At 57.4% G+C, this 469-nt stretch carries 1 protein-coding gene; it reads left to right on the top strand.

Going from position 1 to position 469, the window contains the following annotated elements:
- Positions 1-469: group II intron maturase-specific domain-containing protein (locus HZR81_RS23735; protein ID WP_500129409.1), on the top strand; the 469-nt coding region annotated here is incomplete at both ends.

Raw genomic sequence — 469 nt, 5'->3', positions numbered from 1 at the left:
GAGAAATCGAAGGTCGTGTACTGCAAGGACAGTAACCGTCGCGCAGGTTATCCGCATGTGAGCTTTACCTTCCTCGGCTTCACCTTTAGGCCGAGGAAGGCGCTCAGCAAACAAGACCAGCTCTTCACGAGCTTCCTTCCGGGAGCGAGTGCGGATGCCTTAAAGCGGATGCGGCAAGCGGTACGCAGGTGGCGACTCAATCGCCAAACCCACGTGACGCTGGTCGACGTGGCTCGGCTCTACAATCCAGTGATACAGGGGTGGTGGCAATACTATGGCTCGTTCTATCGGACAGCCATGCTTGGCATCTTCCAGCACATTGACCGCGCGCTTGAACGCTGGGCCCGACGAAAATACAAGGCCCTTCATAGGCGCAAGCGGCGCATTAGCCAATGGCTGGACAAGATGCGGACTGTGGTACCCCGGCTGTTTCATCACTGGCGAGTGACCGGGCAGCAAGGTTGGATAA

The sequence above is a fragment of the Pseudomonas sp. LM13 genome, assembly GCF_041381355.1.
Classification (GTDB): Bacteria; Pseudomonadota; Gammaproteobacteria; order Pseudomonadales; family Pseudomonadaceae; genus Stutzerimonas; species Stutzerimonas frequens.
Note: the sequence above shows the minus strand (reverse complement) of the source record. Positions and strands in the feature narration are given on the sequence as shown.